23 protein-coding genes and 2 pseudogenes are annotated in these 22,393 nt (G+C 56.1%); 17 read left to right on the plus strand and 8 right to left on the minus strand.

From position 1 onward, the window contains the following. Positions 1–409: 409 nt before the first annotated feature. Genes G9463_RS19300 through G9463_RS19310 form a run of 3 tightly spaced genes read right to left on the minus strand, consistent with a single transcriptional unit; the run spans position 410 to position 3,085 of the window. Entirely contained in the window at positions 410–1,633 is a 1,224-nt protein-coding gene (locus tag G9463_RS19300) for a phage integrase SAM-like domain-containing protein (protein ID WP_165897579.1), read from the minus strand. Positions 1,634–1,653: 20 nt separating this feature from the next. Then, positions 1,654–2,481, minus strand: a complete 828-nt coding sequence (locus G9463_RS19305) for a nucleotidyl transferase AbiEii/AbiGii toxin family protein (RefSeq protein ID WP_165897580.1) — start codon at positions 2,479–2,481, stop codon at positions 1,654–1,656. Next, complete coding sequence (locus tag G9463_RS19310; protein WP_165897581.1) at positions 2,474–3,085, minus strand: hypothetical protein; 612 nt, start codon at positions 3,083–3,085, stop codon at positions 2,474–2,476. Before G9463_RS19310 ends, G9463_RS19305 begins: the two co-directional genes overlap by 8 nt. 1,077 nt (positions 3,086–4,162) lie before the next feature. Here G9463_RS19310 and G9463_RS19315 point away from each other — a divergent pair. Then, positions 4,163–5,371, plus strand: a complete 1,209-nt coding sequence (locus tag G9463_RS19315; RefSeq protein WP_004966714.1) for a Cdc6/Cdc18 family protein — start codon at positions 4,163–4,165, stop codon at positions 5,369–5,371. 263 nt (positions 5,372–5,634) lie between these two features. Here the strand turns inward: G9463_RS19315 and G9463_RS19320 are convergent, their stop codons facing one another. Next, complete coding sequence (locus tag G9463_RS19320; protein WP_004966715.1) at positions 5,635–5,844, minus strand: hypothetical protein; 210 nt, start codon at positions 5,842–5,844, stop codon at positions 5,635–5,637. 533 nt (positions 5,845–6,377) lie between these two features. Between G9463_RS19320 and G9463_RS19325 the strand changes: the two genes are divergently transcribed. Further along, positions 6,378–8,243 carry a PAS domain S-box protein gene (locus G9463_RS19325; RefSeq protein ID WP_165897582.1) on the plus strand — a complete coding sequence of 622 codons (1,866 nt, stop codon included), beginning with the start codon at positions 6,378–6,380 and terminating at the stop codon, positions 8,241–8,243. A gap of 258 nt (positions 8,244–8,501) precedes the next feature. On the opposite strand, the gene G9463_RS19330 is transcribed toward G9463_RS19325, so the two are convergent. The 3 genes from G9463_RS19330 to G9463_RS19345 form a co-directional block, all read right to left on the minus strand. Next, entirely contained in the window at positions 8,502–9,569 is a 1,068-nt protein-coding gene (locus tag G9463_RS19330; protein WP_004966717.1) for a hemolysin family protein, read from the minus strand. A 548-nt stretch (positions 9,570–10,117) separates the two neighbouring features. Further along, entirely contained in the window at positions 10,118–10,327 is a 210-nt protein-coding gene (locus G9463_RS19340; RefSeq protein ID WP_004966718.1) for a hypothetical protein, read from the minus strand. A 523-nt stretch (positions 10,328–10,850) separates the two neighbouring features. Next, on the minus strand, positions 10,851–12,335 hold the full coding sequence (locus G9463_RS19345) for a hypothetical protein (protein ID WP_240150084.1): 1,485 nt from the start codon (positions 12,333–12,335) through the stop codon (positions 10,851–10,853). A gap of 330 nt (positions 12,336–12,665) precedes the next feature. Between G9463_RS19345 and G9463_RS19350 the strand changes: the two genes are divergently transcribed. The 15 genes and pseudogenes from G9463_RS19350 (at position 12,666) to G9463_RS19415 (ending at position 21,726) form a co-directional block, all read left to right on the plus strand. Further along, a complete protein-coding gene (locus tag G9463_RS19350; protein WP_165897584.1) occupies positions 12,666–13,091 on the plus strand; it encodes a hypothetical protein in 426 nt (141 codons plus the stop codon). Next, entirely contained in the window at positions 13,088–13,522 is a 435-nt protein-coding gene (locus G9463_RS19355; protein ID WP_240150085.1) for a hypothetical protein, read from the plus strand. The genes G9463_RS19350 and G9463_RS19355 overlap by 4 nt, the downstream gene beginning before the upstream one ends. A 62-nt stretch (positions 13,523–13,584) precedes the next feature. Continuing rightward, positions 13,585–14,934, plus strand: coding sequence for an IS4 family transposase (locus G9463_RS19360; protein ID WP_165897585.1), 1,350 nt, complete (start codon positions 13,585–13,587; stop codon positions 14,932–14,934). Beyond that, the gene (locus G9463_RS19365; protein ID WP_240150086.1) at positions 14,921–15,424 is read left to right on the plus strand and encodes a hypothetical protein; all 504 of its coding nucleotides are present in this window, start codon (positions 14,921–14,923) and stop codon (positions 15,422–15,424) included. Before G9463_RS19360 ends, G9463_RS19365 begins: the two co-directional genes overlap by 14 nt. A 2-nt stretch (positions 15,425–15,426) precedes the next feature. Beyond that, positions 15,427–16,983, plus strand: a pseudogene (locus G9463_RS19370) (primase-associated protein). A gap of 1,171 nt (positions 16,984–18,154) precedes the next feature. Further along, positions 18,155–18,502 (plus strand): hypothetical protein, encoded by a 348-nt coding sequence (locus tag G9463_RS19375; protein ID WP_165897586.1) that lies wholly within the window; start codon positions 18,155–18,157, stop codon positions 18,500–18,502. A gap of 365 nt (positions 18,503–18,867) precedes the next feature. Beyond that, entirely contained in the window at positions 18,868–19,044 is a 177-nt protein-coding gene (locus tag G9463_RS19380; RefSeq protein ID WP_165897577.1) for a hypothetical protein, read from the plus strand. A gap of 85 nt (positions 19,045–19,129) precedes the next feature. Next, on the plus strand, positions 19,130–19,354 hold the full coding sequence (locus G9463_RS19385) for a hypothetical protein (protein ID WP_165897587.1): 225 nt from the start codon (positions 19,130–19,132) through the stop codon (positions 19,352–19,354). A gap of 304 nt (positions 19,355–19,658) precedes the next feature. Beyond that, positions 19,659–20,168, plus strand: a complete 510-nt coding sequence (locus G9463_RS19390; protein ID WP_165897588.1) for a hypothetical protein — start codon at positions 19,659–19,661, stop codon at positions 20,166–20,168. Between the two features lie 12 nt (positions 20,169–20,180). Further along, positions 20,181–20,450: a hypothetical protein gene (locus G9463_RS19395; protein WP_165897589.1), complete on the plus strand. Its 270-nt coding sequence runs from the start codon at positions 20,181–20,183 to the stop codon at positions 20,448–20,450. After that, complete coding sequence (locus G9463_RS19400) at positions 20,450–20,626, plus strand: hypothetical protein (protein WP_165897590.1); 177 nt, start codon at positions 20,450–20,452, stop codon at positions 20,624–20,626. The genes G9463_RS19395 and G9463_RS19400 overlap by 1 nt, the downstream gene beginning before the upstream one ends. Beyond that, entirely contained in the window at positions 20,623–20,796 is a 174-nt protein-coding gene (locus G9463_RS19405) for a hypothetical protein (RefSeq protein ID WP_165897591.1), read from the plus strand. Before G9463_RS19400 ends, G9463_RS19405 begins: the two co-directional genes overlap by 4 nt. Positions 20,797–20,973: 177 nt before the next feature. Then, positions 20,974–21,102 (plus strand): hypothetical protein, encoded by a 129-nt coding sequence (locus G9463_RS24375; RefSeq protein ID WP_255458714.1) that lies wholly within the window; start codon positions 20,974–20,976, stop codon positions 21,100–21,102. Then, positions 21,095–21,433, plus strand: a complete 339-nt coding sequence (locus tag G9463_RS19410) for a hypothetical protein (protein WP_165897592.1) — start codon at positions 21,095–21,097, stop codon at positions 21,431–21,433. The genes G9463_RS24375 and G9463_RS19410 overlap by 8 nt, the downstream gene beginning before the upstream one ends. Next, positions 21,430–21,726 (plus strand): hypothetical protein, encoded by a 297-nt coding sequence (locus tag G9463_RS19415; protein ID WP_165897593.1) that lies wholly within the window; start codon positions 21,430–21,432, stop codon positions 21,724–21,726. The genes G9463_RS19410 and G9463_RS19415 overlap by 4 nt, the downstream gene beginning before the upstream one ends. A 568-nt stretch (positions 21,727–22,294) precedes the next feature. Here G9463_RS19415 and G9463_RS19420 read toward each other — a convergent pair. Then, a pseudogene (locus G9463_RS19420) lies at positions 22,295–22,393 on the minus strand (IS1595 family transposase); the annotation flags it as partial.

Genomic DNA, 22,393 nt, shown 5'->3' on the forward strand with positions numbered 1-22,393 from the left:
TATCTCGGCACGGAACGAGGGTGATATTGACGAACTTGGGCAAAAAATCGGTCAGGCGGTGTTTGACCTCTACGACCTCGAGGACAAAGACGTACAGGAGCACGTAAACAGGTACAACGGTCAGCACGATTCCGTTCGGCCGCTAGACCCGCTGGAGTGACTTCTGTTTAATTACTAATTTTCAACTGTCCTATCACAGAAGGCAGCAGACGCGATTCTCTGACATCGGTTCACTTCTTTCCCGAAATGTATGGATAGAAAGCTGGCCTCGGCACTCATGGGGCTATTCACTTTTTTATAATCGGGTACAACAGAGTAAGTCGCGTTCTGGTGGTGATTATCGACGCATGCAGGTGGGTTCAATCGGCTTGGCACCATCGGCCAGCAATCAATTGCGTTCTCCGCCGGTTCAAATAGAATCGATCTCGTTGATTGCTTCGGTCGCGAGCTCACCTAACTCGTCGGCCTCAATGTGCGAGTAGCGGTCACGAATCATCTTTTCCGAGTTGTCGAGATACCGGGCGGCAACCGTGTACCCGAATCCGCGGACAAGAATTTCTCCCATTCCCCGTCGTCCACCATGGGGAGCTAGATAATCGTGCTTCGGATGCTCGATATCGACCTCCGCCTCGTCTGAGAGCCGCTGGAGAATCGACCGTGCTCCATCCGTCGTAATCGACGGCGGGTGGATGTTCTCGTCGAGAGCCAACAAGAAGTCCCGAGCGTACTCGTCACGTTGCTCCTCGATTGTACCTGACCCGTCTTGGACGAGCGTCGCGAGCGTCCGCTGGTCGAACGTGGGGAACACTGGCCATTGTACCGTCGGTGGGTCCATCAGCCTTCGATAGCTCCGAAGGGGCGCAATCACTGGCCCGGGGAGACTTGCAACATCCCACTGCTGTTTCTTCCGGTAGACATCCATGCTCCCGTCGTCTAGCGAAATCTCTCCCCACTGGACCCCACGCCGCCGTGGATCGTTCGGGTCACGAAGGATTTCACCAACTCGAACAGCTGTGTATGCGATAACAAAGACAAGAGCGCGATCACGGGCCGTCTTCAGAATCCTGTATCGTGCTCGCTGCCTGTCAAGGGAATCAACATCCTCTGGGAGCGTTCTGTACGTTTCGATTGTATCGCGGACTTGGTCGTCGACGTATCGGGTGAGTGTGTGGCGTTGCTCGGAGGTCCAGATCTGCTGGTCGCCAGGTTTGCGGCCGTCCTCCTCTGGGAGCGGGGCCATCGCGCTCGCCCGTCGGGCGAAGTGCCCCTCAAGATATCCCTCATTCACGCACCAGCCACACCACGCAGAAATGTAGTGATAGTACGTGTGGATAGTGTTTTGCTTGAGTGCGCGGTCACTGCCGAGATACCGGGCGTACGCCCGGAACACTCGTTCATCCAGATCTTGGAAGGTCAGGTCGCGGTCGACATTGTCGGGCAAGATTCCCGTCCATTCGCTCCGACCACGGTCACCGGCAGCCCACTGAGCGAATCGTTCGAGTTCCCGGGCTGCATTTCGTCGGTAGTTTCCGCCGTTTCCATTACGGCCCTTACCCGTGTCTTGGAGGTAGCGCTCGAAAGAATCCACAAACAGTGTCGAACCATCGGATGTCGCAGGGCTGATTTGAATCATCCGGTTCGGTACGGGGACAGTCAGATGAATAGTTGCTCGATTGATTGTCGGACAACTGTTGAATCGACCCCTATGAGACTCCCAGCCTGCTGGTACAGGCCGTCGGCAACAGCTTGCTGAAACGTGTCTACGTCGTCATCTGGAACACGGTCACGTGCAGCCGACCGCATGTCTGCATAATCCCCAGTGTACCAGAGCAGCGCATGGAGGTCGGCGAGGTCTTTCAATTGCTTGTGGCTCTTATCACGTTCAGGAAACGCGCGAATTTTCATGGCTGCAAGCGAAGCGGCTGGGGCGATTAGGGCCGCTTCCGGTGCTGACCAAGATACGTACTCATCGAGCGCGTCACCCTCGTTGTCCCGGAACACAGGGGCAAGAAGTGGCTCTGCTGGAGGGCGAAATCCAAAGCTGTCTTCGAACGCGTCGAGTGCTGTCGTGTCCGGAATGATGTCGATATCCACCCGAAAGATGTTATGTGCCGGCTGTCCCCGCGCTTCGTCCTCGGTGAGGCGATTACCGGTTTCACGGTGGAACTGCTGGTAGAACCCGAATCGACCACGGCGATAGCCAAGTTCGCCTTCGATTCGTTCGAGCGTCGTCGCGACTGGGGCCGCTACAAGTTCTGCTTCCGACCATTCCGAGTCAATATGGACGCCGAGGTCAATATCTCGCGATCCGATGTATGGACGGCCGTGTGCCTCCTGGAATCCGTCGGTGACGTGTAAATGGACAGCCCACCCGCCCAGCAGACACGCTGGAGGTTCAGCTACTGCAACAACATCTTGCAGCTCTGTCTCCGAGAGTGTCGTGACGGCTTCCGCGTATTGGCTCTGATCCGCGTTACTCATCGTTCACACCATGATGAGTCTCTATGAGACGATTCGCGGCTTGAACTGCAGGCCCATCCTCGTCAAGGAGATCGACGATCAGCTGTGGGACTGAGACAGTCGTGACATCGTTGATTGTCTGTGCGTTATAGAAGACGTGTTCGTCAGTTGCTCGAAATTCCGTGTTTCCACCGCCGATCAGGCCGTTCTCTTCGATGATGTCGAGCCAGGTCGGGATATCATCTTCCCGGACGTAGAGGTCAGTCGAGGAACTGAAAAGAAATCCCTGGTGGACCTGTTCGGCCTCGTACGTCGTGAGTGCATAATCGAGGGCAGCGTCGCGTATCTGCGAGAGTGGTTGTTGAAACGAAACACGGACAGTATTCGGTTCGATGCGTGTCTCGAGCCAGTGATGGTAGAGAGCTTCAGGGTCTGTGACTGTTGAATCTTGAAGTAGTCCCTTTGATTCAAGCTGCTCGAAATAATCGTAGGCCCATCCCTTCGAAACCTTCGCACGCTGCGTAATTTCGTACCGGCTCAGTTCCTCAGCGGGATGATTCAGGAGTACCCGGTGAAGACGCTCTTTTTTATATCCCCGTTGCCGGGCCGGTTTCTCGAGCAGCATGCTATCTAGGTTATCAGCTATACTTATATACTTAACCGAACGTTCGGCTATCACACATACTTATATGGCTAACCGATACACAGACTCGGGAAGCTTTGCAGGGGCGTCGCTCGTGATTATCCCTGTAATCGCCAGCCACGAGCGGAAAATCAAGAACTGGAACAGAGCAAAACACTGGTGACAGCATCGGTCATCTCAAGCACCGGTTTTCACCGACATTATTCCCTCCGGGACCTCCGGGACCTCCGGGTGGATGGGATTCTGTTCATCCCACCGTTTGGGGCCGTACAGGTTTTAATAAAGGGTATCTGAAACTTTGAAATGCGGTATGAGAGGACACCGGGTTTCCGGTGAAATATGAGAGATGCTGGTACTCTGCGCACACACACCGGGTTTCCGGTGAAATACGAAACGCAATACCAAACGAGTCCCTGAATGAATACGTAACCTTGGGGGTGTTTTACGAATTGGTTCACACGCACACCGTGTTTCCGGTGAAATAGAACTGCAGCAGAAACCAGAAACGTTCAACGCCTTCTATTACATTGCGATCTGGAAGAGGTAGTACAGATACACCAAGCCTCGAAAAATGGACCAGTAGACGCTAAACTCAATGATAGCAAAACTAGGTCTTATCACCAGAAGTTAACAGACTCTTAATTAAACTGAAGCAGCAAACCATACAGATGAAACAGATGGAAACTATTCGTTATTCTAACGTCTGACATAGTTTTATATATAATGATAGCGTTACACTTCATTAACTGAATCGCTTTATTGACGGTAAAGCGAGTTTTCTCGCTTGAGGCCGAGGTTGACTCCAGTTGAAAAGACTGTATAGAACCGTTCTATTTGATCTTTTCCGGATTGTCTGCCCACGTCCCACACCTACTCTCTATTGACTGTTTCACCAATGCGGCTGAAATACGTCGTGGTCAATACCGTCTTTCCGGTGCATCTTAACCTCTATTTCATCTGGATACTAGCCACCCTCTCGACGGTTTTCACCGGAAACGCGGTGTGTGTGTCTCGGGGGAAAGTATCAAGACGTTTCACCGGAAATCCGGTGTATAGACCATGTCTGACTCTGACGATCTCTTCATTCTTGAAGATCCCATCTTCGTGAACAAGGAACTGCTTGAAATCAGCCACCTCCCAGAAGAAGATCGAATCGTTGGTCGCGATGAAGAAATCAAGCAGCTGGCTAATGCGATTAATCCTGCCATCTTTGGCCAGAGTCCTAGCAACGTTTTGTTATACGGAAAAACTGGAACTGGGAAGTCTCTCTGTGCAAAATATGTTTCCCGACAACTAGTTGACACCGCTGGCGAGGAGGGTATCAATGCTGCCTACGCGTACGTAGATTGTGCCCAAGACGGAACCGAAACCCAATCTGTGCAGACGATCGCGGACTCGGTAAATACGGAGGATAATGACGTCTACATTCCCGACAAGGGAATTAGTACTGCGACCTACTATAAGCGCCTTTGGCAGATCCTTGATATGCATTATGATGTCGTCCTCATCATTCTTGACGAGATAGATAAGCTCGAAGACGATGACATCCTGATGCAGCTTTCTCGAGCTGGTGAGGCTGGAAAGATTGAAAATTGTAAAATTGGCGTCATTGGGATCAGCAACAAAATCAAGTATAAGGACCGGATGGATGAGCGGGTTAAGTCCAGCCTTTGCGAACGAGAATTTGTATTCCCACCCTATGACGCCAATCAGCTCAATGAAATTATGAGTGCGCGGAGCGATGCGTTCAGAGAAGGAGTCCTCGAGGACGGTGTTATTCCTCGAGCAGCTGCACTGGCGGCTCGTGAGCACGGCGATGCACGGAAAGCGATCGACATACTTCGATATGCAGGCGAAATTGCCCAATCGTCGGACACGGACACGGTTCCGGAAGAATTTGTCGTTCAAGCCAGAGAGCGCGCCGAGACTGACCGGTTCCGTGAACTTATTAGCGGCTCAACGCCACATTCTCGATACGTATTACAGGCGCTGACCATTCTTTCGGTTGACAATGTTGGCAACGGCGCTGAGGATATCGGCTTCCGCACGACCCGAGTCTACGATGTGTATGAAGAAATTTGCCGTCAGGAAAGCTCTGATTCGCTTTCGCTACGACGCGTCCGCGATCTTCTCAAGGAACATGCATTCTTAGATATTATTGAACAGACGCGCCACAGTGGCGGTAGTGCAGAGGGGAGCTATACAGAGCATCAGCTCTTAGAAGACCCAGATGTTGTCCAACAGGTACTTGAAGATACTATCAACTGAATCGATTCAGTAACACGGCGTACCCACAGCTACGACCCCCCCGAACCTCTCTACTTTCACCAGAAATACGGTGTCTCTCATTAGATAATAAACACCGATATCTGACTGTACACTCCGGACTTCACCGGAAACCTGGTGTGGACCGGAGCGCTGTCTTGACCATCTTAACCAACAAAAGTTGAGGGTAGCTACAAACTGTTGGTTAATACATCGCAGCAGTGCAGTTATACACTCGACTCGATTCGAAAAGAGCGGTGTAGAGATTAGATCCGGCGCATTGTCGTCACGATTTCCCGACCAGTCACACGCCAGCGACACCCGTTCCAGACGGCCTCAACGCGCTCGAAGCGACCGTCTGATCGCGGGTTGAATTGGATTTTGCGCTTCGGACCACGAACCGGCTCGTAGACGAACCCTTTCGCGTCGGTTAGCGTTACGATACGACTGTCTGTCGAGTTGTCTGGATCAGTCATTGGTGGCTTACAGATGTGGAGAGAACCCGCGCTAAGCCGCGCTTAGAAGGGAGATAGACAGAAACAATCCATACTCACATGAATCTGATTAGCACCGGCTGTCTGCAGGTAGCACTACTGTATTGGACGTAGACGGTGCAGTACTGCTTCAGTGCTGAATACTAGTCACAGAGGAGCCCCGTCATACTGAAACTATACAATCACAGTCTCTCAGCCGTTGTAAATACAGGTTCTTTGCTCATTGAAAAGAGTGAAGAGGCTGCTCAGTCTGCGAACTGACCGGTCAAGCAACTACTAGATGAGAGTGGTATTCGAACTGGTATGTAAGATGGAAGACGCGTATCTTGCACGGTCTGGTGGTCCCATCTCCATCACCTCCGGGTCATGGCCGTGCGCAAACTGCGACATTTTCGATCAGGAGTCGGCAGCGGACGGTACCTTCTGACCAGCTACCATTCCTATTATTTCGTCCGAAAATCGTGCCACAACCTTATAAAGGCCAACTGCCAAACTCTGACATATTGAACAAAACAGTGAGTATCTCCGTCCTTCACGTCGATGATGAGCCGGATTTCGCAGAGTTGGCAGCTGATATGCTTGAACGTGAGGACGACCGGTTCACTGTTGCGACCGCAACGAGCGCGAGTGAGGGGCTGGAGCGACTTGCTGCGGATGACTTCGACTGTATCGTCTCCGACTACGATATGCCGGGGCAGAACGGCATTGAGTTTCTCGAACAAGTCCGTGATGAGTTCCCGGACCTCCCGTTTATTTTGTATACTGGAAAAGGCAGTGAGGAAGTCGCCAGCGACGCGATCTCAGCAGGTGTCACGGATTATCTGCAAAAAGAGGGTGGAATCAGCCAGTATGCCCTGCTCACAAACCGAATCAGGAACGCAGTCAAAAATCACTATGCCCAGATAGAACTTGCTGACAGGGAACAACGGCTTAACCTGTTCTTCGAGCAGTCTCCGCTCGGTGTCATCGAGTGGAATGAGAACTTCGATGCCGTCCGTATGAATGATGCAGCCGAAGATATCCTCGGGTATGCTGAAGACGATCTGGCAGGCCAACCATGGGAGGTGATTGTCACGGAACCCGACCGCGATGCCGTTGGTGACGTCGTGGCCAATCTCCTCGAAAACAAGGGTGGATACCACAGCATCAATGAAAATATCCGGGAAGATGGTGAACAGATTATTTGTGAGTGGCACAATAGAGTAGTAACCGACGAGAATGAGGATGTCGTAGCTATCTTCTCTCAGTTTCAGGATATCACCGAGCGAAAGCAACGAGAGAATTCTCTGGAGCAGTTACACGCAGCCACGCGGGACCTGATGACGGCAACGACCGTTGAGGAAGTCGCGACACGGGCGTCTGAGACGGCCACGCAGGTATTGCAGGTTCCGATGAACGGTATTCATCACTACGACACGGAGGCAGACGCGCTTGTACCCATCGCATGGGCGGACAAGACCGACGACGTACTCGACGACTCGCCACCTTCGCTTCCTGTCGATAGTAGTCTGGCGGGGCAGGTATACCGAACGGGTGAGGCCCAGAGATTTGCGGATATTCGCGAGGCCGACGATACATTCGACCCCGAGACGCCGTTTCGCAGTGAATACATCATTCCGCTCGACGACTACGGTGTCTTCATCCTCTCATCACCGGAAGCAGACGTTTTCGACGCGACAAATAAAGTACTCGCGGACGTATTCGCAGCGAATGTTGAAACTGCGCTCGACCACGTCGAACAGCGACAGCACCTCCAGCGTGAGCGCGACCGGCTTGATGAGTTTGCCAGCATCATCTCTCACGACCTTCGCAACCCGTTGAACGTGGCCACTGGACGCTTGGAACTGGCACAACGAGAGTGTAACAGCGACCATCTCGACGGCGTCGCGCAGGCACACGACCGGATGGATGCACTCATCGACGACGTCTTTACGCTCGCACGAGAGGGCAAACAAGTCGAGGACTCGGACCCAGTCGATCTCGGGGACACGATTGATGCGTGCTGGCGTAACGTTGAGACAGTCTCGGCAACCCTCGTGACCGAGACCGAGCAGACGATCATCGCCGAGTCGAGCCGCCTGAAACAATTGCTGGAGAACCTATTCCGGAACGCGGTCGAACACGGTGGTGAAACCGTCAGGATAACAGCCGGCGATCTGGATGACGGCTTCTATGTCGCTGACAACGGTCCCGGCATTCCCGAGAACGAGCGCGTCGAGGTGTTCGAGGCCGGGTACTCGACTGCAGACGAGGGGACTGGGTTTGGACTGAACATCGTGCAGGAGATTACCGAAGCCCACGGGTGGGATATCAGCGTGACCGACAGCGAAACTGGCGGAGCGCGGTTCGAGGTTACTGGTGTTGAAACCGCTGCTGCATAGACGCGCTGTATTGGTTACCATGATTTTGGTAGAATCCATAATGGTTCGTTCACGAACTCCTGACCCCACGAATACAGCAGTAACTCACCGATTGTGGTTCAGCGCTTGAACCAATCAGTACAGGCGGAATATCTACCAGTCCAATCTGTTCAATCTGTAGTCGGCTCCGCGAGAGATACGCAAGTCTCACATGAGTGGCTCCGACAACAATTAGCGATGGCGAATCCACTGACGTATGTGTTAACGGTCAAGCATTTTTCACTCAAGTACGTCAGCGCTGCCTTGGTCGAGCGGATCTTCGATATCGCCGATAATCGTTTCCAGCAGGTCAGTGACGGTCACTAGTCCAATAACCTCGCCGTCTTCGATGATGAGAGCCATCTCTTGTCGCTCTGTCTGGAACTGATCGATCGCGTCGCTCACATCGGTATCGGGCGAAAGCGTCATCGTCGGTGCCGCCAGTTCAGTGAACGCACCGTTGCCACTGGCGAGTTCCTCACGATGACTGAACAGAGCTGGACTGTAGACGATCCCATGGAATTCAGTCAGGTTCTCACCAATTAGTGGATACCGTGTGTGAGGGTTCTCCTCGAGCTTCTGGAAGTTCGATTCGGCTGAATCCTCAGTCGATATGGCTACGATTTCTTCGGTGGGGATCATCACCTCTCTCACCGACTGTTCACCAATCGTCAATGCGTTCATGATCTCTTCACGGCGCTCCGCAGGCAATTCACCCTCTTCGAGTACCGAACCAAGCCGGTTCCGAAGGTCGGCACGGGTTTCGATGACCTCTTTCTCGGTTTCTGTCCATGCCTGAGTCATCTCGATGCCGAACAGGCCCAGTGTTCCCTTTGCAACCGAATCACCGACCCAGATAGCTGGAGCGAGTATCTTGGCAAACCAGTACAGCGGTCGTGATCCATACCGGGCGACCTGTTTGGAGCGTTCGACACCAAGGTAGGTAGGCGTCTGTTCCCCGTGCGTGAGGTGGACTAAGTTGATAATAAGAAAGCCGAGTAACGAGCCAGCCCCGACCGATGCGAACGTGGTGTTCTCGAACACCGGTTCAATCAGAGCCGCTAGTCCAGGTTCGGCGATAATCCCTAGTGCGATACTCGTTGCGGAAATCCAGACCTGGCAAGTGGTTAAGTAAAACTCCAGATCAGTGGTCATTTCCCAGGCAAGCTCAAGCCCAGGCGTATCGAACTCCGATTTTGAATACTGTCTGACACGGGTCAACGCGAACTCGATTGCGACGAAATACGCGTTCACCCCGATGAGAATGATACCACCGAGAATCCGTAATCCAATCTCAAGCGGCTCCATCATCCGGCCGTACCAACACCAGACAAAAAATAGTGTGCAGTTCAAGATCAGTAGACATACTCTTTGGGCGGCTGTTTCAATCCGGAGTTTGGCGAAACCAATCCACTGATTGTCTCTATAACACGCTTTTTTAGTGAGCCGTACCAGCGGTGACAATACCTTCCGAACGGACTATAAATGTATGTCTGAGTATCCACCGACAGATCCTCGCAGTATGCTGCTTGAAGACCTACTTGCTACGTATCAAGCCGGGGCGATAACAACTAATTGTTTTCTGCGGGTAGCAGCATAAATTATAGCCAATAATTATCTCTTTCTATGAATATATTTGGTACAGATGAGCATACTCAATTGGAATCTGGGGACAACAGAGCGGTATATCGAATGTCGCCAGTGTGGTCAGACGGTTGATGATCCTGACCAACCATGTTCATGCTGTGGCAGTACGGAAGTTGCCTCTTACACGTTCTAATGAGAAATTCCTGACAACGTGATTTTAGAAGCCGTTCCTTGAAGATGTTACAATGTACAAAAGAGCGGTGTAGAGATTAGATCCGGCGCATGGTCGTGACGATCTCTCGACCAGTCACGCGCCACCCACACCCGTTCCAGACGGCCTCAACGCGCTCGAAGCGGCCGTCAGATCGCGGGTTGAATTGGATTTTGCGCTTTGGACCACGAACTGGTTCGTAGACGAACCCTTTCGCGTCGGTCAGCGATACGGTACGACTGTCCGTTGAGTTGTCTGGATCAGTCATTGGTGGGCTACAAGAATAGACAGAAACCGCGTTCAGTCGCGTTTAGACGGCAGGAAACGAGAGAGAATACATACCACGTAAATATAATTTGGCACCGTCTGCTTGCAATTAGCACTGCTGCATTGGACGTAGACGGTGCATTACTGCTTCAGCGCTGAATACTATTCCTGATGTATCCCGTCAGATCGGACTTATCGAGTCAGAGCTTCTCGGCCGTTGTCAATACAGACTCTTTGCCCGTCAAAAAGAGTGAAACGGCTGCTCAGTAGACCCGCTTTCTGAACGAGCTGATGGCACAACAATTTAGCGGGTCGTCAAAGTCTTGTCTGTATGGAACCAAAAGACTACGCGATTTTGTTTGTACTCGACGTGGTAGCAACCGTAATTGGCATTTTCGTGTATATCGCCATTGGGGGCTCATTCTAACCGGTGTACTGTTCATATCACAAATCGGCTCGCTGTATGGAGACCAACTGACGTACGTTCGCTGGTGCAGTGTTCATGCTCCGCGCAATCACGTTTTTCAGGCCGATACTGCCTCATTAGCGGCGCAGCCAAGCTCGAAGTCGCTGTCCTGACTTGCGCCATTGGGCTTGCTCGCTCGGCGCTGGTCCAACGTGGACTCGTTCAGGTTGTACGCCTCGGGGGGCTTCTGCGCTGGCCCCTCCGCCTCCACGTCGCCCTCGAACTCCGAGGGCTCGATGACCCGGCTCCGCGGAGCGTGCCGGCTGACGTACGCCCCACTGCCCTGTTCAAGCCGCTGGATGAGCGTCCACTGGCAGGCGTGAACCTTCTTGCTCGCCCCACGTGCCCCGTAGTCGTCGTGGGGCTTGCCGTCGATGATGCGAACGACATCGCCTTCTTGGAGGTCCGTCACGATGTCACCGGCCCACTCCGTCCAGTTCCGACAATTCCGCGTGTTCTCGTGGATGATGAACTTGAATGACTCGCCCGTCTGGGCGTCCTCGATGAGTGCCACCTGGTGCTCGCTGGCGTTCATCGGGTCGAACAGCCGCACGACTTCACCCTGAACGGTCACGTTGTGTCGCCAGTCCTCGATGTCACCGATTGCGGTCGGCGCGACCTTGTAGTAGTCATCGGCGTTCTGGACGGCGTTCAGCGCGGCGTCTCGCGCACTGCCCGTCTGGAGTCGCTCGTGGCACAGCAGGTGCAGCGCCCGCCGTTCGGTCAGGTTCGTTTTCGCTGCGACCTGCTCGACGTACTGGCCGAGCGCCTGTATCTCCTCACCGATGCGCTCGACTGGGGACCACGACTCGTCGGCTTCCAGCCCGGCTGCGAGTTTCGCTCGTTCCTCGAAGTCCGCGAGGTCCCGGTTCAGCTGGCCTGCCTCGTCGTGGTCGGGCTCCGGGGTGACTGCCGGCTCTGACGCGACCGCCGCGGCGCCGTGTCGGGTCGCCGCTGCTCGCTCCCGGGTGGGGGACATGCCACCCTCGGCGTCGTCCTCGGCGTCAGCGTCGAACCAGCCCGTCGCGTACTTGACGTTCTCGACTGGGAGCTCGTCCAGCGACGGCTCGCTTGCCTGCTCCACGGGAGCGGTAGTCGGTTCCGCGATGGCTCGTGCCTCGTTGGCCAGCCGGGCGTGGTCGGCTTCTTCGGCAACCCGCTGCTCGTAGGCCGCAAGCGTCTCCTTCGGGCGTCGGTCAACGAGTTCGGGGATTGGCTCCTTGTCTGACTGGTCAACGACGGGGAGATGGTCCAGTCCCATGTTCGCCGCAACCTCTGCGTCCGACTTCGTGTCGTACTCGCCACGGTCAAGTCGCTCGGGCGACGCGAACCGCACATCGCGGTCCACCTTGAACTGCTGGTTGTTGTCGCCCTCCATGCCCACCGCCTCGTCGGCCGTTTCAACGGGCTGGTCCTCGTCGCCCTGGACAGCCGTCAGGAGTTCCTCTTGGTTGTCGAGGTGTGCGCCCATCGGGGCCGTGGGGGTTTCGAGTTCCTTGACTTCCGGGTTCTCGTTGGTTTCGGGCGTGTCGAATTCGTACATCCGCTTGGCGATTTGCTCTTCGCCCTGGTAGCCGGCTTTCGCCGTGTTGGCGTCGTCGAGCGTGACCTTGCCGCTATCGTCGTTGTTGAAGTCGGTACTATCGTCGGACGCTCATGCGTAGCACATTGTTGATGTAGAGGTGTCTTGCGATTATGATACAGCCCGAGTTAGATAAGAACCAGCTCGCTGAGCGGTCTAACGGTCCGTTTCTATCCTCGCTCCCTTCGGGATAACTGTATCAACAATCTCCTACGGAAGAGCGATTCGTTAACACGCAAGGGGTGGCGGATAGTCAGCAACAGTGTTCCCGGGAACGAGTTTGGTGACCACATGGAGAAAATGCCCCACCGAGTCGGGGTGTACCTCCTCACAGAGCACATTGCTAGCAGAGACGATGTCGCTTGGAGCGAACCGTACGCGCGGTATGACGGTGAAACATACGACGTTATTGGGTACGGCAATATTGGTAGTGTCGTTGTCACTGGTGAAGTAGAAACAGCCGGGAATAATCCAGATGCGGTTGTTGAAGATTATGAGAAACTCTCAGGAGCGCCTGGAGAATCTATCTGGGCATACCCAAAAGCAGAAGCCATGACAGAGGTCTGGAAGATGCTGAACCAGCACGTATTCTCGGACCCCCTCTCAGTTCGGATAATAAACCGAGTTGGAAGACTGCAATCAGAATTAGATGATGAGCCTAAGTCTGGTGCTGATATCGTTAAGACATACAAAAGTCTGGAAGAAAGTAACCAATGAGTTGGAAGCAAGCCACCACTGACGAGATTGCACAGTTCTATCAGGACGAATTCGACAGTCAGTTCGACGAGATACCGTCGTTCATCCGAGACTGTCAGCCCAAGGAGATCGGGATTGCATTCCGAGAAGCGTACCCGGTCCAAGGCGACTCTGTGCCACCGAAGCAATTCGTTCGGAGGCAAGCATTCGGTGACAGTAGTAGCGACTTCACGCGATGGACCGGCGACGGTGGTATCAGGCAGTTCATCAAAGCCCCGCCAGAAAACGACCCGATAACTGGGAAGCACACCCTCGTCTCACCGGACCTCGTCGACGTTCCCGCAGTCCCAGAAGCCGTCTACTACGCCACCGATTTCCACGACCGGAACTGGGTGCTCGTCGTCGACATCGACGCCAAAGACGTGGCGCTGGAATCATGCGTTCTAGTTTAGCGAAGAATACAGTTGCTGTCTGTTGATTAGATATCGTCGCAACTACCCGGTTGAGGAACCCGGTGGGAAGTGTGTACTCTCCACCGGACTCGGTAGTTGTTGACCGGATTCAAAGAGCGTTTCCCTCCGATGAGTTGCGCGAGCGCGCTCGCGCAACGAATCTCGTCCATCGAGAGCGGAAGTTCGACATCGTTGCGCTGTTTTACACACTCTCGTTTGGCTTCGCTGCTGGCTCAGACCGCTCTCTGCAAGCATTTCTCGAACGCTACGTTGAGATGGCTGACTGCGACGAACTCTCTTATGCAGCGTTCCACGACTGGTTCGAACCGGGCTTCGTTGCACTCCTTCGAGAGATTCTCGATGACGCTATCGAGAATCTCGATACTGGACGAGCCGAATTGAACGGACGTCTCGAACGCTTTCGAGACGTCCTCATCGCCGACGCAACTATCGTTTCGCTGTACCAGGACGCCGCTGAGATCTACACAGCAACTGGCGACGACCAAGCCGAACTGAAACTTCACCTCACCGAATCTCTCTCGACCGGCCTCCCAACACGATTCCGCACAACCGACGGGACGACTCATGAACGGAGTCAGCTACCCACCGGCGAGTGGGTAGCTGACGCCCTCATACTCGTTGATTTGGGATTTTACGATTTCTGGCTGTTTGACCGCATCGACAAGAATGGCGGCTGGTTCGTATCGCGCGTCAAAGACGACGCGAACTTCGAGATTGTCGAAGAACTGCGGACGTGGCGGGGGAACACCATCCCACTGGAAGGAGAGTCGCTGCAGGCCGTCCTCGACGACCTGCAGCGACAGGAAATCGACGCACGCATCACACTCTCGTTTGAGCGAAAGCGAGGGTCGGGCGCCAGCGCGACCCGGACGTTCCGATTGGTCGGTTTGCGCAACGAGGAGAGCGAAGAGTACCACCTCTATCTGACGAATCTCGGCAAAGACGACTATAGCGCGCCCGATATCGCGCAGCTCTATCGGGCGCGCTGGGAGGTCGAACTGTTGTTCAAGGAGTTGAAGTCGCGGTTCGGGTTGGACGAGATCAACACGACCGACGCCTACATCATCGAGGCGCTGATCATCATGGCGGCGATTTCGTTGCTGATGAGTCGTGTAATCGTGGATGAATTACGGTCGCTTGAGGCAAGACAGCGAGAGGTCGCAACCGCCGCAGACGCCGACTCGTCGGCGTCGCGGCTCCCTCGCCGTCGCTGTTCGCTAGCCGTTGAACGCCACGCTCATCTTATCCAGCTGTACCTCATGGTTGAGTTGGGCTACGAACTACCGGATTTGGACGAGCTGCTGCTGTGGGCGTCACGAAATCCAAATCCACACAGAGATCGATTACGTGAGCAGGTTGAACGAGGTGAGTTCGGCTTTGACCGCCACTAAACTAGAACGGATGGCGCTGGAATATGCGAAAGACGCCGTCGACGGCGATGATGAAGACACTGACGACGACCTCAAGCGACGTGCCGGCGTCTTCGACGCGCCACCGGAGGGTTTCCCGTACCGCTTCGAGGACCTCGATCAGGCGCTGGAATACGGCTTTGAGGTGAAAGACTATTTCGAGAGTAGCCTCGATACTGACGCCACACAGGTCGTCTACTCCGGGCAGGGCTGTCACGTCTACATGTACGACCCAGCGCCGGAGTACCGCTACAGCGAGGTCCCACGGCGGCACATCGCCACCATACTCGAAGAGAAGAAAGACATCCCCATCGACACGCCCGTGACGACCGACGAATCGCGGGTTATCAGGCTGCCATATTCGCTCCATGCCGGCGTCTCTCGCGTCGTCACACCAATCGAGAGCCCGGACTTTGACTACCGCTCAGACGCCGTCCCAGCGGTTTGCAACAACGCCGAAGCGTCCCAGTAACCATGCAAGTCGATACTGACCGGAAAGCCATCGAAGCCGCACTGTTTGCTGACCACCACTCCGACGACGAGATTATCCAACTGCTCGATAGGGGCTTCGACTGGTACGACGACGACGCAGAAGCCCTCGTTGCCGACGTGGCCTACTTCTTCGAGCAGTCGATGGACCCCTCTACTCGGAGCCAGCGTATCACGGACCCGCCGATTATGGACCCGGCGCGGGCCACTGTCATCGCCGCTGTAACTGCCTGTGCAATCCGGATGCACCCCAAAGTCGAGAACGCCCCACCGGAGAAGATACAGCTCGTCCAGTACGTCCGCCAGTACCACACCGAGATGCTACTGGGCATCGTCACTCAGGTGAGTCCACAGACCACAGGGGAACTTCTCGATGAACTCTACAAGGCGGAGATCGACCACGAACGACCCCGCCCAATGAAGGGGGCCAGTGCGCTTGAGGAACGTCCCGACAAGCACCCCGAGTTCGACTGGTTCGTGGAAATCCCACTCGCCGCAGCGAGCGAAATTTGCCAAGCTCGTTTCCACAATGGGAGCTGGGGCGGGGACTACAATCCCGACACAAACGAAGTGGTTGGCGAGCCGAATTACCACATCGAGAACAATTGTATCTACGTCCCGATGAAGCACGGGCAGGCACTCCTTGCCGAGCGTCAGAAGGAAGTCTTCGAGCGGATCGTCGACGTGACCTGGGACTCGGTTCCCGAAGAGCAATTCCAGTACACCTACAACGAAGCCGAAGTCATCAAAAGCACTATTGAGGATCTGATACGTCACGGGGAACAGGAGGACCTCTGGACCGACTGGGACCCCCAGCGGAATCTGCTTCGACTCGTCCGAAACGCCGCCAAGGAGGCCGACGATCTAGACGCCACTGAGTTCAATCAGGCCGAGGACTACCACGAGGCCATCCAAAATTATGATGCTGAAGGGTTCGGTGAAGGGCGGGCAGAGCGGAAGATATCTAGTGTTAGATCCCTTGCCAATAGCTTGGTGGAAATAGCACGGTCCGATGAGTACCAAGCGGTCTAATACCGGACATATGACGACCGCCGGAACTCGGAATATTCAGTCGGTCGTGGGAGTGGAAACTACAAGCAAATTACAGTCGATGAGCTTGATGATATATTCGAATTACCGTGCTTCCAGAATATGATTGAGGCTCTAAAATTAGATAACGGTGGGCCAGTACGAAAAGACCTCTATAACTTCGTTCGGATGGTGTTCTGGCTGGAAGGCTACCACGATCTGCCCGAGGCCGAACGCGAAGACGCAGTGGTTGATGACATCCACGAACTCTTCGAAAGTAAGTGGGACTGGTACGACAAGGATACCACTGATTATCAGGCTCGTTATGAATTGCGGAACGGGGAAATCAACGGCGACCCGGCACTGCCGATGCACTGTGACAACCACGATATGCAGCGTCACTGTATCGGCAAATCGTTCTGCCCGTACGACATCTACCAGAGTCTCCCCTTCCCCGAGGCGATGTTCGACCAGCTCGACGACAGTGACAGCACGGCTCAGTATCAGGCCTGATCGGTCTGAAATATAGTGGTCGGTGTAGCTGGTTGATCTTCGTTCGTTTTTTGTCGCACCTGCAGTTTCTCTAGTCGCTACAATGCGGTTGGGGTCTCGTCAGGGGAATATATCAGGACCGGAAGAGTTGTCTGACGGCTATCCCCAAACATCCGCGAATATTGTAGATTATGCCGTGTCCGGACTCCTGCGCGGCAATATACCACTCCTGAGGGATGCCACTCCCAACTGAATATCCCGTATCGGCTAATATCAGCCGTGTCCGAACTTCTACCGCAATGTCCAGACCTTTCAGGGGGGGGAAGTACAGAATCCAATACCCCGTATCGGCTAAAATCAGCCGTGTCCGAACGTCTACCGCAATGTCCAGACGTTAGAATACGCGAAAAACAGCCAATAACTGCTAATCTGCCGATATCACCCGTGTCCGAACGTCTAAAGGGTGTCCACTCTCTAATCCACCTCTTTGATGCCATTAAAATCAGCTAATGCCGCCGTTTAGAGAGGTTTTGAACCCTCTGTACCCATTTATTACCTTCTGAATTGTGAAAATATGCGTCCACACATCAATGATAGCCTTAGATTCGTCTTTAGCATCTATAACTGATTTTGCATACTGTCCACTCTCTGTCTACCCGGGGGTAATCGTCCAAAGAGAAAGGGGGGTAAACGGGTAAACAGGGGTGAAGCCGTAGGCGACCGAAAGTGGGCTTCAGACGAGCGCCAAGGGGCGACCCCCAGGAGGGGCGAACTATCAGGATGACTAGACAGGCGCGACAGTGGGACCGACAGGCTGGCGACACAGCAACAGGCCGCCGGCAGTGACGAACCGAGTGGGACAGTAGGCATCGTCGATGGTGGGACAGTCGGCCAGGCCAGAGCCAGAGTGACAGCGAGATCGCGACGACTGGGTGGGCGGCCACCATGGCGACAGGTGAGGATGGGTGACTCGAGGACCAGTGGGGAAAGTCATCTTGCACACGGGGTGGGAGCCATAGGGATAGGCAGGGGACACAGTGGGCGAGACAGGAGACACTCCATGGGGACGGACGCAATCCTATCAGGTTCACAACACAGGCAGTTTCGCGTGTAACCGAACGAACGCATCGTCGCCTGGACGACCCACAACAACACTCGAAACAGGGGGCGTCCTTTCAGCGGAAACGGTGGTGTGTCCGCCCTCGGTGCAACCACTGGGAACGCGACCGCGACAGCCGTGGCCGAGATGGTGCAGTCCTCGAAAGCCCGCGGGTGGTCGACCGACCGTTCCGGGACCGCCGCTGCGCTCCTCGCGAGCTGCGGTGCTTACGGGGTCCGGGACGGATCGACCACCCGCCCCCTTTCAGTCCGCCCGAAGGGTGGCTGCGGCGAGTGTGACACGCAGGGTGGATGCCCAGTCAGACGTATATCAGAAAGCCAAGACAATGCCGACAAGCGTGGCCCCGAACGGAACGCCACGACGCCTGCTCCACAGGCGGACCGGAACCCCCGAAAGCACACCAACAGCACCGCTCTGTAGTGCAAGCATTTCGGAACCGTTGAACAACCAACAGAAAACCCGAAATTTGGTGGAGCCACCAGCAACACGAAGTGCAGAAAGACCCATACGAAACCTGATAGAAAGACGGAGAGCAACGAGTCCCGCGACGGGACGCAAACGTGATTTCAGCCACCGGGCGAGCGTGAGTCGTACCCCCTATCCAGAGTGAAAACAGCCGGCGGGTCAGACGGACGAACGGCCAGCGTGACAGCGCCGGAGTCGGGGGCACTCGATACCCGAACCTATCAGCCAGCGTATGCACCCGATTCGGGGGGCCGACCAGACGGCAATCCAGGTGAACGGTTATACACTCCCGCAGGGGGAGTGCCGGAGTTCGAAGAGAGATGACTGCCAACACCACCGACGTGACCGACGATGAATCGAGCGACACGACTGACCGCTGTTGCGATGACCCGGATATCCACAAGTTGCCAGTCCGGTCCGCCAAGCTTCCCGGGCGGCGCCATCGCGAGACCTACCACGAATGCCTCAACTGTGGAGCGACTGGAGGGGAACTATGAGCCGCCTCGTCAAGTACGCGATGGTGGGGTGCATTTCCCTTTTGTACGTCGTCTTTACCGGGGCTGTTCTGGGAGGGCTGCTGGCATGACGCTGGCCTCCCCGCTCCACGAACTCCAGGGCTACATCGTCGTCAGCCGTGGGCCGGGCGGTGTGCTCGGTCTCGGTGGCTACTCTGGAGATGCCGACAGCCTCAACAGTCGCTCCAGTGGAGCCGTCACCAACATGAAGCGTGCCCGCGACATCGCTCGTCGGTACCACGACCTCCCCATCCCGAGTGAGGAGGAACTGCAACTCAAAGCGATGCAGTGACCCGCCAGCCCCTTTTTTGGTAGCCGATACACGCCGGCGTCCCGATCGGCACTCACCCGCGCGGTTCCCGAGCGCAAGCGCTCGGGGATACGCTCCACCTTGGGCTGGCAAGCCAGCCCGGCGGTCCCGTCTCTGGGTCCCCTGCTGACACTCGCTGTCGGTGAAACTGGACGCACCGCAGCGATATTCGAGTATGCAGGCTGGAGTGAGCCATGTTCAGTCCGTACACCAAGGCAGCAGTGGTCAGTTGCATCGCACTCATCTGGGTCACGTTCGTTGGCGCCGTCCTCGGAGGGCTCCTTCTATGAGTCGAGCAGCTGTCAAGACGACGGACACGCCCCGTCCCGGGGCAGTCAGCGTGACGTGTGACAACTGCGGTGGGCAGTTCACCACCGACGAGACGACGGCCTACAGTGCAAAGCAGAACGACGAGGACCTCCTGTGCAAGCCCTGCGAGAACGGCCAGCCGGCCCCGCCGTCGAAGGCCCTAGAGCAACCAGAAATCGACGCCATTCGCGAGGACCTGCAGCACAGCGAGGGCGTCGGCCCGGACGCAGAGCCCCCAGTCGAGGCCGCCGTCCCGGACTCGGTTGGCTTCGGCGACCTCGCCCGGATGAGCTTCGTCGAGGTCGAACTCAGCAAGGGCACCAAGTCCCTCGGTCCGGTCACGGTCTCGGTGGGCGATGTCGGAGACCGTGGACTGTACCTCCCGGTCAGTCTCGAACCGTCGACAGCCGTCTACACCGAGGAGGTGCAAGACGCCATCGTGTCGGCGCTGTCGAAACGGACGCAGTTGCTCATCGACCTCGAGTGAGCGCGAGGCCGAATGACGCCTCCGCTGCACCTCACCGAAGCCCAGAACGGTCGCATCCCTTGCGACAACTGCCGCTCACGAAACACCGAAATCATCCGGACCTCCCTCGATGGGAACACCCACGAGGTCGAGTGCCACGACTGTGGCCACGAGCAGACCACCCACTCCGGCCCCGAGTGTCCCGGCTGTGGGGGCCACAACACGACCACGACAACCGTTGGTACCGCCCCGCACCGACGCCGCGGGGTCAGCTGCCAAGATTGCGGACGAACGCCACGATAATGACTTGGAAGCATCTGCATCGAGAGGAAGCACAGTCCACCGACCACGATGCCGACGTGCAGGACCTCCGCTCTGTCGCGCCACCCTGTCGCGACTGCGGAAGCGAACCAGCTGCTCCGGACTCGGAGTTCTGCCCGGACTGTCGCCCGGCGGCCGGGTCAGGAGGTGGCCGATGAACAGCGCCGACGTGGAGCTGGCCGTCGCCTGCATCGCCGCGCTCGCTTGGATTGTCCAGACGGCACTGACCGACCCCGTCGAGGGCGTAATCGTGCTGGGGCTCATGTACCTCACCGTCCATCTCACCCAGCGGTTCCGGTCCCAGCGCGGGCGGCTGCTTCGACGCTGACGGCCCACTCTTTCGCTTTCGTCGACAACCACGGTTCCCGAGCGCAAGCGCTCGGGGCCACGCTCCATCTTGGGCTGGCAGGGCCAGCCCGGCGATCCCGTCTCCTGATTGGCAAGCACCAAGCAGACGAACCCCAGTGAACTCCCGATATTCGGGGTGGACAGGCTGGAGTAGACCATGGGACGATACGAGCACCCGCCGCGTGGCTCCGACAGCGAGACATCCCGAGAGTGGGGCAGCATCCAACTCGCGTACGGCCTCAGTCAAGGGGCACGCATCTCAGCTGACGGGGGCGACGATGAGTAACGACCTCGATATCGACCCCGACGCGGTGGATATCGGCGACGGGCTGCAGACAGCAGAAGGCAGACCCGCACTCGCCGTCGTGGACGTCGACGCCGACAACGAGCAGGTCAAGGTGTACTCCCCGAGTGGCGAGTACACGGTCAATCGCTGGTTCAGCATGGACCTGTTCAGCGTGCATCGGCCCAACGAGGACATCCAGACCGACGCCGACCGCGAGCAGTGGCTGAACGAGACGCTCCCCCCGGCGCACACCTGTCGCGACGGCGAGCGAAAACGGATGGAGTACACCATCGACGACAAGGGCAACGTCCAGCGGGTGGTTCGAGCGTGAGCAGCCACTACTGGCCTCCGGAAGACGAACTCTCGTCGATGACCGACTCTGAACTGCTGGACCACGCCAGCGAGGCCTACGACCTGAAAGTCGCGTCGCTAGACAAGCTTGACCCCGATGAAGGCCGGGCGCAGGTCTGTGACGTTCGCCGCCAGCAGATTCGCGAGATACTGAAAGCCCGGCTGGAACAGCGAGAAGACGGCGACCCGGACCCCGAGCTTGCCGACCTCGACGAACCACTCGCGACGGTCGTGAGCGACATCCGGCCACACACGTTGACCGTCTCGCAGTAACCGCCGGGCAGGCTGGCACTCCCGACAGCCCGAAAGCCCTCAGCCGGGCGACCGACAGTTCCGGGAGCCGCGCTGCGCTCCAGTAGGTGCTTGCGGGCTCCGGGACGGATCGCCCGCCTTCGCCCTTTCAGTCCACCACGGTCAGCACCCGCCACCGCTACGGCTACGGCCACCGCTACGACTACCGCGACAGCAACAGCCCACCGCTACGGCTACGGCCACCGCCACAGCAACCGCCCACCGCACGGCAACCCCACCGCACCAGCAACAGCACATCTCTGTAGTGGAAGCATATAGAATAGTGTTACAGAGATGGAACGAACGCGATATTTGAGCAGATATGCTTAAAATGTGCCCCGATTGGCTGTATTCCGCTGCTGGCTGGCTGCCGGTCAGCCGACACGAGTGGGCAGCCCGATGGGTCGTTTATATACTCCCGCAGTGGGAGTGCAGGGTGAGCAGAGAGAGGTGCGGTGCAGAGCGGTCTCGCCCTTGCAAACACGGTGAATTCGCAATGACGAAATACTCCACTTCCGACGATCGCTCTTGTGAAGCACGTTGTTGATTTTCAGAGAGCAGCATCAAGAGCATGTTTGAGCGCTTCGTCACCTGGTTTTCTGTAGAGTTCGCAGCGGAGCTGAAAGGCTCTGAGATACGGTGTTAGCTT

It is taken from the genome of Haloarcula sp. JP-Z28, from assembly GCF_011440255.1.
GTDB classification, from domain to species: Archaea; Halobacteriota; Halobacteria; order Halobacteriales; family Haloarculaceae; genus Haloarcula; species Haloarcula marismortui.

What these genes read in the sequence shown, in the direction of transcription:
- G9463_RS19315 (WP_004966714.1), top strand. Translation starts at nt 4,163, where the DNA reads ATGTCTGACTCTGACGATCTCTTCATTCTTGAAGATCCCATCTTCGTG.
- G9463_RS24375 (WP_255458714.1), top strand. Translation starts at nt 20,974, where the DNA reads ATGGGACGATACGAGCACCCGCCGCGTGGCTCCGACAGCGAGACATCC.
- G9463_RS19380 (WP_165897577.1), top strand. Translation starts at nt 18,868, where the DNA reads ATGACTGCCAACACCACCGACGTGACCGACGATGAATCGAGCGACACG.
- G9463_RS19390 (WP_165897588.1), top strand. Translation starts at nt 19,659, where the DNA reads ATGAGTCGAGCAGCTGTCAAGACGACGGACACGCCCCGTCCCGGGGCA.
- G9463_RS19410 (WP_165897592.1), top strand. Translation starts at nt 21,095, where the DNA reads ATGAGTAACGACCTCGATATCGACCCCGACGCGGTGGATATCGGCGAC.
- G9463_RS19355 (WP_240150085.1), top strand. Translation starts at nt 13,088, where the DNA reads ATGAGTTGGAAGCAAGCCACCACTGACGAGATTGCACAGTTCTATCAG.
- G9463_RS19345 (WP_240150084.1), bottom strand. Translation starts at nt 12,335, where the DNA reads ATGTACGAATTCGACACGCCCGAAACCAACGAGAACCCGGAAGTCAAG.
- G9463_RS19395 (WP_165897589.1), top strand. Translation starts at nt 20,181, where the DNA reads ATGACGCCTCCGCTGCACCTCACCGAAGCCCAGAACGGTCGCATCCCT.
- G9463_RS19300 (WP_165897579.1), bottom strand. Translation starts at nt 1,633, where the DNA reads ATGATTCAAATCAGCCCTGCGACATCCGATGGTTCGACACTGTTTGTG.
- G9463_RS19320 (WP_004966715.1), bottom strand. Translation starts at nt 5,844, where the DNA reads ATGACTGATCCAGACAACTCGACAGACAGTCGTATCGTAACGCTAACC.
- G9463_RS19305 (WP_165897580.1), bottom strand. Translation starts at nt 2,481, where the DNA reads ATGAGTAACGCGGATCAGAGCCAATACGCGGAAGCCGTCACGACACTC.
- G9463_RS19350 (WP_165897584.1), top strand. Translation starts at nt 12,666, where the DNA reads ATGGAGAAAATGCCCCACCGAGTCGGGGTGTACCTCCTCACAGAGCAC.
- G9463_RS19400 (WP_165897590.1), top strand. Translation starts at nt 20,450, where the DNA reads ATGACTTGGAAGCATCTGCATCGAGAGGAAGCACAGTCCACCGACCAC.
- G9463_RS19310 (WP_165897581.1), bottom strand. Translation starts at nt 3,085, where the DNA reads ATGCTGCTCGAGAAACCGGCCCGGCAACGGGGATATAAAAAAGAGCGT.
- G9463_RS19340 (WP_004966718.1), bottom strand. Translation starts at nt 10,327, where the DNA reads ATGACTGATCCAGACAACTCAACGGACAGTCGTACCGTATCGCTGACC.
- G9463_RS19385 (WP_165897587.1), top strand. Translation starts at nt 19,130, where the DNA reads ATGACGCTGGCCTCCCCGCTCCACGAACTCCAGGGCTACATCGTCGTC.
- G9463_RS19405 (WP_165897591.1), top strand. Translation starts at nt 20,623, where the DNA reads ATGAACAGCGCCGACGTGGAGCTGGCCGTCGCCTGCATCGCCGCGCTC.
- G9463_RS19330 (WP_004966717.1), bottom strand. Translation starts at nt 9,569, where the DNA reads ATGGAGCCGCTTGAGATTGGATTACGGATTCTCGGTGGTATCATTCTC.